Source organism: Peribacillus sp. GL_122 (assembly GCF_057835005.1).
In genome coordinates, this window is sequence record NZ_CM174415.1 from 1,224,937 (window position 1) to 1,236,889 (window position 11,953).

The following is an 11,953-nucleotide window of genomic DNA, read 5'->3' on the forward strand; positions in this document are numbered from 1 at the left end:
TATGCCTTTTATGATAAATTGAATGATCGATTGGGGATAAGTGATGTATGAAAAATATAAATGAAGAAATAGAAATACTCCGTTTTCATCAACGGCTTTTATTAAACCTGATACGCAATCCGGAGGCCAAGTTGGATTATCTATTTGTGGAAAAAAATTTCACGAAGAAGGAAGCGAAAGAATTATTGGAAACATGTGATATCTTGAGCAAACGCTATGAAATAGAAAAAGCGGAAGGGTATATGAACTTTCGACCGCTTTTTAATCAATTTGAAAGAAATGTTAATCCAAAAATAACCATAAAGGAATGCATTGATGCATGCCTCTCACAAGGTTTATATGTATCATTCATGAAGGAAATGGATAGAGTATGAGATTAAACTGGCTCAGTTTCTTTCTCTATCTTTTTTTTTGTGATTTTACCCTCCACGTCAGTAAACTCCTGATCAATGTTATCAAAGGATCGTTCAAAGATTTGCATGAAATCCTCACCGTAGATATTACGGATGATGGCCATCATTTCAATCATATCCGGAAACTTGCCATAAAGCTCACGCAGTGGAAGTGCACCTGAGAAAGCAGAGTTCTTGCTTGGGTCGTATGTCTCCATTAAATCAAGAAGAATTTTTTCACCTTCCGCTGTGATCTCTATATACGTATTCCTTTTGTCATTTTCTTTTTTGGAAAATGTTAAGTATCCGCGTTCCTCTAATTTTTTTGAAAAGTTAAATGCCGTAGAAACATGCATGACCCCAAATTTTGCAACATCAGAAATGGAAGAGCCATTAAGATGATAGGCAATCCAAAGAATATGATGCTCATTGATATTTAAATCATAGGGCTTGATCCATTGCTGCCAATCTTTTTCAATCGATTTCCATAATGCTTTGCTTAATTGTGCAATTCGTTGACTAAAAATCATTGCTTCTTTCATAGAATAATTTTTATTCTGCATATTATGGGCTCACCTACTTATAAGATTCTATATATTTATTATGACAATAAAATAAAAATTAATAAAGAAAAATATTTGCAAAATTTTTAGAAAATTTTAGTTTTTTAATGAATTCTCCATTCTTCTCCAATAAACCATGTAATTTATTGGGAAAAATGGAGAATCAAGTTTGTGTGACGATGTCAGCTATTAATCTTTTTAGAAGAAGGGGAGGCCGCTTCCAATTCTTTCAATGAATTTTCAATTTCTTGAACGTTCTTCAATAATTCATTTTTATTGGGTTCGATTTCCCGCTTCCAGTTCTCGATGACGACCTGAACATCCGAAATGAACGTTTTTACCGTTTCTTTGCTGATTTGTGAAGCCTCCATCGTGTCATCTTTAATATTTAGCATTATTACCTTTAACTCATCAATTGTATTCTTAATTTCTTCGGTATTCGTTTTGATGCGGGTCCGTAGGTCTTTACCTGAACTTGGTGTTGAAAGTAAGGTTGCCGCACCAGCTACTACTGTTCCAGTCAAAAAGCCAATTAGTAATGATTTTGCTTTCATTAGGATCACCTCATTTTATATTATGTTTTCGCTTTCCATGGTCTGAATCCCTGCTGAAAAAAGCATCAATTGGAAATTATGATAAATAGGGAGAGAAATACTATTGATATCAAAATACCATAATTTTCATCCTTATGGAAGAGTATCGACCATTTTATCTTTATATCACAAAAATATTTTTTTAAACTTAGAGAGTAAATATATAATATTTAAAAATAACTTGAAGCTTTATTAATAATGCTTCATATAAAAGGAAGATCAGCATATAGATAATAAAAACAAGCTGTCGGAACATGGATGGCACTGGTGGGTAAAGAATGAAAATCATTTTTTTAATAGGTCTGGTATGCGTGTGCGGAATGGGGTATTTTCTAAGGCGAGCTAAAACTCCTGGCATCTATCCGCCTAAGAGGGTACTCCAGGCTAGAGCCTTCGCTATAGGCCTCCCCGGGGTTTTACTGCTTTTCATTTGGTTTATGTGGATATTGATTCAATGATGAAGGATGATTCTGACTAGAATTCCAGATTCATAAGATTGGAAAAAAAGCACCGGATATTCCGGTGCTTTTTTAGGTATGATGATCCTGCTGCTTAAGCATTAATGGGTATATTTGATTTTCTTACGATGCCGTTCACAATTGGATAAATGATGACCATCGCAACTGTATTTAACAGTACGGCAGGAAGTACAACAGCGCCGAAAAGTGCAACGAAAGGCCCTGGAAGGGAAACGATATAATAAGCCGAACCAAGGAAGACAGCGCCGGAAATCATTGTTCCTACGGCAGTCAAGATACTAACGGTGACAACGGATGTTGAAAACTTCTTAAGACTGATGAATAAAAGGTAAAACAGAAAGGCTGTTGCCAATTTGTCTATGATATTTGGAATCTGTCCACCAGGAAATGTAGTTGTCATGGCAGAGATGGCTCCAGCAGCCAGGGCGACAATGAAAACATTCTTCTTCGCGGGAAACAGGGTAATCGCCAAAAACATCATCAACAGCATCATATCCGGTTTCATTCCAAGGAAGAATCCAGGTACGATAAAATGCAGGGCAGCCCCAATCCCGATTAATAGGGACAGTGACACAAGGGTTTTCGTTTTCATTTACTCATCTCTCCTATTCTCATCTCAACTAACATCTTTTCTTCAACAATGCACTATTGCCTGTTGCAAGAAGTTTAAAATAGTATATCATAAGACCTATTTTTTTAGAAGTTATATTTGTTTGAATTAAAGGATTTGAGCTTCCTTCGCTTTATACGATTCCTGGAATTTCTTCATGAAATCCGCAAGGTCCTGGCAATGGGATATAGGGACAGCATTATAGATGGATGCTCTGCAGCCACCAATGGAACGGTGACCGTTCAGTCCTACGAATCCGGCTTGCTTTGCCTCTTTAAGGAATTGTACTTCAGCTTCTTCTGACGGAAGCGTGAACGTCACATTCATTAATGAACGGCTGTCCGGTAGGGCATGGCCTTTATAAAAACCATCGCTGCCGTCGATGGCATCATAAATGACTTTTGCTTTTTCTTCATTGACTTCAGCAATCTTTTCAACGCCGCCCTGTTCTTTTGCCCAATCCAACACAAGGGACAATAAGTAAATGGCCAATGTCGGGGGAGTGTTGTATAAAGAATTATTTTTCGAATAGATAGAATAGTTCATCATGGATGGAATTTTGTCATTATCTGTAATTAAATCTTTACGGATGATAACGACCGTGATTCCCGATGGACCCAGATTCTTTTGTGCACCTGCATAGATGATGCCGAATTTACTAACATCAATTTTTTTGCTGAGAATATCACTTGACATATCAGCTACTAAAGGAATGCCCCCTGTTTCCGGGAAGTCCTTCCATTGCGTACCGTAAATCGTATTATTGCTTGTGATATGAAGATATGCAGCATCATCATTCAATTGGATGTCTTCGACTTTAGGGATGAACGTATATTTTTCATCTTTTGATGAAGCGACAACAGCCGTTTCACCAACCTTTTTGGCCTCTTTTAATGCCTTTTCCGACCAAGAACCAGTTAGGACATAATCTGCCCTTTTCCCATCATTCAAAATGTTCATGGGAATCATGGAAAATTGTAGGCTTGCTCCTCCTTGAAGCAGGAGAACTTCATAATTTTCAGGAATTTCCATGAGGTCTTTTAATGATTGAATGGCATGGTTATGAATTTTTTCGAATTCCGAACTTCTATGGCTTAATTCCATGACCGACATACCGGAATCCTCAATATTCAACCATTCGTTTTGGGCTCTTTGTAAAACTTCTAAGGGAAGGGCGGCTGGCCCAGCGTTAAAATTACGTGCACGTTTCAATTTTTTTCCTCCTATGCGACTATGTGATAAAGTATTTGAGACTATTCATATATCCTACCAGAAAACTAAATTCAATAGGAGGAAAATTTAGAATTTTAGGTGACATTTTGTTTTAATGATGGGCCAATGCAAAAAGGTCCTCCACTTTGAGTGAGGACCAAATCGGGATCATTGTTTTTTCATGCAACCAGTGTTAGCTAACGTTCAATTAAAAAGGTATAACGAAAGGAAAAAGAAATTTGCACACGCCATCACGGTCTCATTTTAAATGCAGTGCAATGGAGTCAGCGATTTGTTTCAGGTCATCTGGTGTATAGTCGCTGGTATTCGTTTTCCAAACAGCCCCAAAGCCGTCTCCTTCACCATGCCGAGGAATTAAATGCATATGAAAATGGAAAACGGACTGTCCAGCGGCTTCACCGTTATTATTTAAAAGGTTCAGGCCTACAGGTTGGAATTCCTGCTTCATGGCGCGGGCAATTTCCGGCACCACTTCAAAAAGGTTCTTGGCAATCTCGGGTGTCAACTCATAAAGATTTTCCTTATGTACTTTAGGTATTACCAGCGTATGGCCTTTAGTTACTTGACTGATATCGAGAAAGGCCAATACATGTTCATTTTCGAAAACTTTGGAACTTGGGATTTCCCCATTGATTATTTTGCAAAAAATGCAATCACTCATTAAAAACGCCCCTTTAGAAGTTAATGTATTTGGTTAATCGTACCATAGCTTGAATCCCTGAGAAAAGGAAAAATCATAAAAACAGGATGCAACATAAGTTGCACCCTGCCTGTTGAAAAAGGGGGTTTTGCTTCAAAATTCGCATTAGCATAAATTCTCTGCGACAAACACCTCATCTACATTTTAGTAAAATATGGTTATTATCTGATTAGAGATTTTCCATTCAAAGCAACCATCTCCTATATCTTTAAAGTTTCATCAACTTTCAAAGCATAATTGATAATTATTGAATGATTTTTCTGCTTTTACGTGCAAGAGAACCATCTCCTTGCTCGAAACGATTTTTTTTAATGAAGCTTCTGGTTTAATTCAGTTATACGTCTTTAACTGACACCTCATTTACAATATGATGTGAATCATTTGTAATAAAACATTTGGGTATTTCAGTGTAATACGTCTTTAACTGACACCTCATTTACAATATGATGTGAATCACACGTAATGACTAACCCCTTCTTCCTTATTTATGATGACCATCAAGCAGGAAAAATATAATTAGTTATTTATGGAAATTTAGTTCCGGGGACACTCGACTATATAAAAGCAGGAGAATTTGATAAAATGGAAATAAGAACCTCTATATAGAAAGGATCGTTTATATGTCCTTATTGGAAATAAAGCAATTAGTGGGCGGATATACAAAAACGCCCGTTTTAAAGGGAATAAGTTTTGACATTCAACCAAATGAGCTAGTGGGGTTAATTGGGCTAAATGGGGCTGGGAAAAGTACGACGATTAAACATATCATCGGACTCATGGAGCCGAAAGGCGGAAGTGTCTCGATTCATGGTAAAACTCTTGCCCAGGACCCGGATACATATCGGAAACAATTCACTTATGTTCCAGAAACGCCAATCTTGTATGATGAGCTTACACTTGAGGAGCATTTAAAGCTTACGGCCATGGCACATGGTTTGGCGGAAGCCACATATAAAGAAAGGATGGACGTTCTATTAAAGGAATTCCATATGGAAAAAAGGCTTAAATGGTTTCCGGCCCATTTCTCAAAAGGAATGAAGCAAAAGGTCATGATAATGTGCGCCTTTTTAGTACAGCCGTCTTTATATATCGTCGACGAACCCTTCGTAGGTCTCGATCCATTAGGCATTCAATCCCTGCTCGATTTGATGAGGAAAATGAAAGAGAGCGGAGCGGGAATTTTAATGTCTACACACATACTGGCAACAGCCGAGAGGTATTGTGATTCTTTCATCATACTGCATAATGGAGAGATCCGGGCAAAAGGCGATCTTGAGCAGCTTCGTGAACAATTTTCCATGCCGGGGGCAACTCTTGACGATTTATATATTCAATTGACGAAAGAAGAAATCGGTCATGAATAGTCAAAATCTCTGGAAGGAAAGATATTTAGGCTATATAAATGAAACGCAAAAATATCTGCGCTATATTTTTAATGGCCATCTTGTTTTTGTCATGGTATTGGTTCTTGGTGGTTTGGCCTATTATTACAGTGATTGGGTGAAGACGTTGGACAGTGATTTCCCTGCTGAATTGATCATGGCCTTTGTTTTATCGATCATTGTGACCAGAAGCCCGATTAATACTTTTTTGAAAGAACCTGATACGGTATTCCTGCTTCCGCTTGAAACGAAGTTGAGAAGCTATTTCAAGAATTCACTGATATTAAGTTGGGTCATGCAGGGGTTTATTCTTCTGGTTGTCCTCATCGCATCTATACCGATGTATTCGAAGGTTACGGGTGCAGGAGGCACGGACCTTGGGATCATCCTGGTCGTTTTGCTTATTTTGAAGTTCTTGAATTTAACCATGCGCTGGCAGGTGTTGAAATATCAGGATACATCAGTGAGCCATTGGGACTCTCTCATCCGCTTTTTACTTAATGGAGTGATTCTTTATTTCATCTGTTCAAGGGCAAATATACTGTTTGCACTTATAACATTTTTATTATTGTTAGGACTTTACATGTATTACCGAAGCGCAACTAAAGGGTTTGTGCTTAAGTGGGAACGGCTGGTGGAATTGGAAAACAAGAGGATGAATTCTTTTTATCGAATAGCGAACATGTTTACTGATGTTCCTCATTTGAAAGGAAAGGTAGCAAGAAGAAAATGGATGGACTGGCTATTATCATTCATTCCGTATGGTGAAAAATCAACGTATACCTACCTTTACGCCCGTACTCTATTGCGATCGAATGATTATGTGGGACTTTGTTTTCGCTTGACTATCATTGGGTCAGTGATTTTAAGTGTATTCACTAACATATGGGCACATTTGATTGTAACCTTCATGTTCCTATTCATGACAGCCCTGCAACTGCTGCCGGTTTGGAAGGCTCATGAATGGAAGGTATGGGTCTCCTTGTATCCATTGCCAGCAAAAATGAGAGAATCTGCAGTGATAAAGCTTATTTCCTATTTCTTATTATTTGAGGACCTTGTCTTCGGTTTGGTCCTGCTAGTGAAAGGGGAATGGATGTCCGCTTTAGCCGCCTTGGCAATGGGGCTTGTTTTCTTGCTCGGTTTTAAAATTTATGCAGCAAAGAAAATTAAAAACTTTTAATCAGAAGCTGATTTTTCATAAAATCAGCTTTTTCTTTTAAGAAATGAAAATTGAAACTAAAAGCCTCATAGGTGGTATATACATATTTAACGGAGGTGTTAAATGATGGATGAATATGGACAAAAGGCATTATCGGAACTAATATCATGGAAAAAGAAAGTAGCCAAGAAATCCGGCAAGCTTGAGCGGATATCCAAAAAGGCACAAATCAAAATGAATAGTTATATTCCAGACCGAGTGCACAAAATGATTACTGATAGTATTAAAGGGATGATAGAGGCCGTATTATCAGGTTCGAAATATATGTCTAAAGAAAAAAATGTAGTGCTTCTATCCTTGCAGCAAAAAGAAGAATGGGTTGCGGAAACTGTAACGGCCTATCGGAAAACGGCCGTTATAGAAGGTGTTGGAACCGGAGCTGCAGGACTTTTAATTGGATTGGCTGATTTCCCATTACTGCTTAGCATCAAGATGAAGTTATTATTCGAAATATCCCGTATATATGGTTTTGATCCAAATAAATATGAGGAACGCCTATTCATACTCCATATCTTTCAGATGGCATTTTCGAGCGAGGAAAAAAAACTGGAAACATTACGGGTAATAGAAGAATGGGATTCAGGGAAATGGCCGGAAATAGACTGGCAAGAATTTCAGCAGGAATATCGCGATCACATCGATGTCATCAAAATGTTCCAGCTAGTCCCAGGGTTTGGGGCAGCTGTCGGTGCATATGCCAACCATCATTTGTTGGAACAACTTGGGGAGACGGCAGTCAATTGTTACAGAATCAGACTTCTAAAAGAGTAAGGGACGGGGAGAACCCGTCCCTTTATCATTACCGTAATAAAGATTCATTCACCTTTTGCGATGATTGTTTCTTATTGTGATAGGTTACAGCTGCAGTGCCTAATATTTTGGCTGCAATGAGCATCGCTTTTTCATCGATGTCAAACAAAGGATGATGGTGCGGATATGTATGTTCATTTTTTGGCTTGGCCCCCGTAAAGAAGAATGTACCTTTCACATTTTGTAAATAATAAGAAAAATCTTCACCTGTCATATCCGGGTCAATTTCCTCTGTAATCAAAACTTCCTTGACGGATTCAGTGCTTTCGATGAGGAATTTAGTTTCCTCAACATGTGGAATAACAGCTGGATAACCCTGAAAGTATTGATATTCATAAGTGCAGTCGGCAGCTAGGCAGGTTCCTTTAACAACCCGCTCCATTTCTTCGCTTATGAATGAACGGACATCTTCCTTGAAAGTGCGGACGGTCCCGATTATTCTAGCCTTATCTGCAATGACGTTAAAGGCATTATCCGCTACAAAGGAACCGACGGTAATGACTGCAGAATCTATTGGGTTAAGGCGGCGGCTTACGATTTGCTGTAGGGCCATGACTAGCTGGGAGCCGACTACGATTGCATCACGGGTTTTATGCGGCTGGGCTCCATGTCCGCCCTGCCCTTGAATGGTGATTTCAAAACGGTCAGCAGCGGCCATAATGGGTCCATAAGCGTATTGGACTGTTCCGGTAGGGACCGTAGCCCATAAATGGGTGCCGAAAATTACATCCACCCCATCAAGGCAGCCAGCCTCAATCATCGGTTTGGCACCTCCTGGAGCATATTCTTCAGCATGCTGATGGATAAATATATATTCACCTTCGAGCTCATCCTTAAGATCATTCAGATTTTTTGCAAGGACAAGGAGTGTCGCTGTATGGCCATCGTGTCCACACGCATGCATTACCCCGGGTACGGAAGATTTATAGGGAACTTCTTTTTCATCCTGAATGGGTAAGGCGTCGAAATCAGCGCGCAAAGCTACGGTTTTACCAGGCTTATTGCCTGTGATTTTGGCAATAACACCATTACCGCCTACATTCGTCCGGTGTTCGATTCCAAGTTTTTCATAATATCCAGCGATGAAGGCAGCCGTTTGGGTTTCTTGAAAGGAAAGCTCGGGATGTTGATGAAGATAACGTCTGATGGAAACCATTTCTTCATATGAACCATCTAGAAGATCGTGTAATTGCTGTATCATTTTGCGCCTCCTAATGATTGGATTAATTGTAAATAGTATATCATATTCTGAATGATCCAAAGTGAATTAAATACCTTGAGGAGATATATATCATGATTAAATATTCCTGGTTTGCTATGGTTTTGATTTGCTTGCTGCTATTCTTTTTTTTGATGCAAGAAGTCGAGAGTGGAAAGCCTTTAGCGTTCGATACATATTTTACGAAACTTATTTCCGTAGGTGAGAATACTTTTTCGTTCACTTTCTTCAAGTCCATTACCTATCTTGGGAAATCCAAGTTCATTGGTTTTGGAAGCTTATTATGTGTTCTATATTTGTGGATAATAAAGAAGGATTATTGGACCATGGCCATCTTCTCTATCGGTATGGCCGGGGGTGATGTATTAAATGGGTGGATAAAAAATCATATTAAAAGAGTGCGCCCTGAAAATCATTTGATGGAGATCGCTGGCTTCAGTTTTCCCAGTGGACACGCAATGGTGGGCCTTATTTTCTTCAGTATGGTTGCTTATTTAATCATGAAAGAAATTAAAGGAAACTCTTTGAAATGGGCAGTGGGAATCGGTTTCGTTTGTCTGGTTCTGCTAATCGGGGTCAGTAGGATCGCTATGAAAGTTCATTTTCCAACTGATATCTTGGCAGGTTTTGCATTAGGAGCGGCATATATTTTAACCTTGTTTAAATTGTATGAATTCCTCGGGCCTAAAGTACTTTGAAAAAAGGGTTCAGATAAAATAATTGTAAATACCCGTTGCATTTCCCCGGAAATAAAGAAGGAATTTGTCGGATTGTTATAGGTTCATATGATTTTTGGGCAGTCCCAAATAACGCTCTGTATTACTATATATTCAAAGAGGCCCATCCTTGAGGGATGGGCCTCCTATTGAGCAAGATTGGATTATTCTTCTGAATCCTTCACCAAAGTATATTGCGTTACATAGGCTTCACCTGAAAACATCTTCTGGCTGGAATTCGTAACGGGAGCTTTGGAGTCGCTGTTATGCGCCTTCTGAAAGGAACTGGATTTCTTCCAGTTCAAAAAATCGGTTTGTTTCTCCCAAATCGTTAAGATTACATAAGTTTCAGAGTTGATTGGCCGCAGTACACGAAGTGCGACGAAACCTGGTTCATTTTCAATGAATCCTGCCCTGTTTTTAAAACGATGTTCGAATACCGGCCTTCCTTCTTCACTGACAGGTATATTGTTCATGACTACATACCCATGATCCTGAAGGTTCCCTTTCCCATCAACTACTTCATACTTACGTGGAGAGCTGAAGAGCGTTTTACCTTCTGTTTCATGTAAAAGTACTGTAGTGTCAGGGTTTTGCATAAGTAATATATTTTCATTCGGATGCTTATCTTTTTTGCTTTTCAAAAAATTGAAACTGCCTGATGTGATGAATACATTCATAAATTCCCCTCCAATATCTATATAGTACCTGTATACCCATTTTACCCAATGAATAGTGCTTTTACCATTTTCAATCTAACCAATAGTCTTTGATACCGGTAAGATACTTATAAAAAAGTCGATTTTCTGACAAATAAATAGGTTGGCTATACTTCTATTATAGAAAAAGCTATAGTTTAAGGAGATTCGATTTCAAATTCAACATCCTTCTGATATTCTATGTAGGTAATGAATAAAAATAGAAACGTGATTGCTTGAAAGGTGGATATTAATGTCTAAGGAAATTACGAATGATACATTTTTAAAAGCTGCAAGAGGAGAGAAAACGGATCATGTGCCTGTTTGGTATATGCGTCAGGCTGGCCGTTCACAACCGGAATACCGTAAGTTGAAAGAGAAGTACTCCCTTTTTGAGATTACTCATCAGCCGGAATTATGCGCTTATGTGACTAGATTGCCAGTTGAGCAATATGACGTAGACGCTGCGATTTTATATAAAGATATAATGACACCGCTACCAGCCATTGGTGTGGATGTTGAGATTAAGTCCGGAATCGGTCCAGTCATAGCCAACCCGATCCAATCGGTGACAGATGTTGAAAAATTAGGCGAATTGAACCCAGAGAAAGATATCCCATATGTGTTGGACACGATTAAATTATTGACCACGGAGCAATTGTCCGTTCCTTTGATCGGTTTCTCCGGGGCACCTTTCACCATTGCTTCATACATGATTGAAGGCGGCCCATCCAAAAACTACAATAAAACGAAAGCTTTCATGTATTCCGAGCCCAAGGCCTGGTTTGCATTAATGGATAAGCTAGCGGATATGATCATCGTATATGTCAAGTCACAAATTAAAGCCGGCGTTAGTGCCATCCAAATCTTTGATTCATGGGTAGGTGCTTTGAACGTTGAAGATTACCGCGTGTTCATCAAACCGATCATGACACGTATCTTTACTTCATTGCGTGAAGAAAATGTACCGCTAATCATGTTCGGGGTCGGCGCAAGTCACTTGGCACTTGAGTGGAATGATCTTCCGATTGATGTAGTCGGGCTCGATTGGAGACTGCCAATTACAGAAGCAAGACAAATGGGAATACAGAAAACGGTACAAGGTAATCTTGATCCTGCCCTTCTTTTATCATCATGGGATGTTATAGAAGAACGGACGAAAAGGATCCTGGATCAGGGCATGGAACAGGACGGCTACATCTTTAATCTGGGACATGGGGTTTTCCCTTCCGTAAATCCGGAAACACTGAAGAGGCTGACCGCTTTCATTCATGAATATTCATCAAAAATGAAGTAAGGTGAGCGAACCATTTGCTAAAAATCCTTAATTGGATGC

The 11,953-nt window shown here is 39.0% G+C and carries 14 protein-coding genes; 7 read left to right on the top strand and 7 right to left on the bottom strand.

The genetic code is table 11. The annotated features are described in order from the left end of the window. The first annotated feature begins 47 nt into the window (after nucleotides 1-47). A complete protein-coding gene (locus AC3ISB_RS05930) occupies nucleotides 48-374 on the top strand; it encodes a DUF1878 family protein (protein WP_098371363.1) in 327 nt (108 codons plus the stop codon). Nucleotides 375-376: 2 nt separating this feature from the next. Here the strand turns inward: AC3ISB_RS05930 and AC3ISB_RS05935 are convergent, their stop codons facing one another. After that, the gene (locus tag AC3ISB_RS05935; protein ID WP_034314691.1) at nucleotides 377-955 is read right to left on the bottom strand and encodes an HTH-type transcriptional regulator Hpr; all 579 of its coding nucleotides are present in this window, start codon (nucleotides 953-955) and stop codon (nucleotides 377-379) included. A gap of 182 nt (nucleotides 956-1,137) precedes the next feature. Then, nucleotides 1,138-1,509, bottom strand: coding sequence for a YtxH domain-containing protein (locus tag AC3ISB_RS05940; RefSeq protein ID WP_480339956.1), 372 nt, complete (start codon nucleotides 1,507-1,509; stop codon nucleotides 1,138-1,140). 317 nt (nucleotides 1,510-1,826) lie between these two features. On the opposite strand from AC3ISB_RS05940, the gene yhzF reads away from it, so the two are divergent. Next, nucleotides 1,827-2,006, top strand: coding sequence for a membrane protein YhzF (gene yhzF / locus AC3ISB_RS05945; protein WP_480339957.1), 180 nt, complete (start codon nucleotides 1,827-1,829; stop codon nucleotides 2,004-2,006). Nucleotides 2,007-2,100: 94 nt separating this feature from the next. On the opposite strand, the gene AC3ISB_RS05950 is transcribed toward yhzF, so the two are convergent. From AC3ISB_RS05950 to AC3ISB_RS05960, 3 genes are all read right to left on the bottom strand, one after another. Then, nucleotides 2,101-2,619: a tryptophan transporter gene (locus AC3ISB_RS05950; RefSeq protein WP_076367276.1), complete on the bottom strand. Its 519-nt coding sequence runs from the start codon at nucleotides 2,617-2,619 to the stop codon at nucleotides 2,101-2,103. Between the two features lie 126 nt (nucleotides 2,620-2,745). After that, complete coding sequence (serC, locus tag AC3ISB_RS05955; protein WP_141993110.1) at nucleotides 2,746-3,849, bottom strand: 3-phosphoserine/phosphohydroxythreonine transaminase; 1,104 nt, start codon at nucleotides 3,847-3,849, stop codon at nucleotides 2,746-2,748. Nucleotides 3,850-4,108: 259 nt separating this feature from the next. Then, the gene (locus AC3ISB_RS05960) at nucleotides 4,109-4,531 is read right to left on the bottom strand and encodes an HIT family protein (RefSeq protein ID WP_480339958.1); all 423 of its coding nucleotides are present in this window, start codon (nucleotides 4,529-4,531) and stop codon (nucleotides 4,109-4,111) included. Nucleotides 4,532-5,190: 659 nt separating this feature from the next. On the opposite strand from AC3ISB_RS05960, the gene AC3ISB_RS05965 reads away from it, so the two are divergent. The 3 genes from AC3ISB_RS05965 to AC3ISB_RS05975 all read left to right on the top strand — a co-directional run bounded on the left by AC3ISB_RS05965 (nucleotide 5,191) and on the right by AC3ISB_RS05975 (nucleotide 7,945). Next, nucleotides 5,191-5,934 (top strand): ABC transporter ATP-binding protein, encoded by a 744-nt coding sequence (locus AC3ISB_RS05965; RefSeq protein ID WP_076367270.1) that lies wholly within the window; start codon nucleotides 5,191-5,193, stop codon nucleotides 5,932-5,934. Continuing rightward, the gene (locus AC3ISB_RS05970) at nucleotides 5,927-7,135 is read left to right on the top strand and encodes an ABC transporter permease (protein WP_098371359.1); all 1,209 of its coding nucleotides are present in this window, start codon (nucleotides 5,927-5,929) and stop codon (nucleotides 7,133-7,135) included. The genes AC3ISB_RS05965 and AC3ISB_RS05970 overlap by 8 nt, the downstream gene beginning before the upstream one ends. 102 nt (nucleotides 7,136-7,237) lie before the next feature. Continuing rightward, nucleotides 7,238-7,945 (top strand): EcsC family protein, encoded by a 708-nt coding sequence (locus AC3ISB_RS05975; RefSeq protein ID WP_339201496.1) that lies wholly within the window; start codon nucleotides 7,238-7,240, stop codon nucleotides 7,943-7,945. Nucleotides 7,946-7,973: 28 nt separating this feature from the next. Here AC3ISB_RS05975 and AC3ISB_RS05980 read toward each other — a convergent pair whose 3' ends face one another. Further along, nucleotides 7,974-9,185, bottom strand: coding sequence for a M20 family metallopeptidase (locus tag AC3ISB_RS05980; protein WP_480339959.1), 1,212 nt, complete (start codon nucleotides 9,183-9,185; stop codon nucleotides 7,974-7,976). Between the two features lie 92 nt (nucleotides 9,186-9,277). On the opposite strand from AC3ISB_RS05980, the gene AC3ISB_RS05985 reads away from it, so the two are divergent. After that, on the top strand, nucleotides 9,278-9,901 hold the full coding sequence (locus AC3ISB_RS05985; RefSeq protein ID WP_098371357.1) for a phosphatase PAP2 family protein: 624 nt from the start codon (nucleotides 9,278-9,280) through the stop codon (nucleotides 9,899-9,901). A gap of 182 nt (nucleotides 9,902-10,083) precedes the next feature. Here AC3ISB_RS05985 and AC3ISB_RS05990 read toward each other — a convergent pair whose 3' ends face one another. Beyond that, nucleotides 10,084-10,599: an antibiotic biosynthesis monooxygenase family protein gene (locus AC3ISB_RS05990; protein WP_098371356.1), complete on the bottom strand. Its 516-nt coding sequence runs from the start codon at nucleotides 10,597-10,599 to the stop codon at nucleotides 10,084-10,086. A 271-nt stretch (nucleotides 10,600-10,870) separates the two neighbouring features. Between AC3ISB_RS05990 and hemE the strand changes: the two genes are divergently transcribed. After that, complete coding sequence (gene hemE, locus AC3ISB_RS05995; RefSeq protein ID WP_098371355.1) at nucleotides 10,871-11,914, top strand: uroporphyrinogen decarboxylase; 1,044 nt, start codon at nucleotides 10,871-10,873, stop codon at nucleotides 11,912-11,914. The last annotated feature ends 39 nt before the right edge of the window (nucleotides 11,915-11,953 follow it).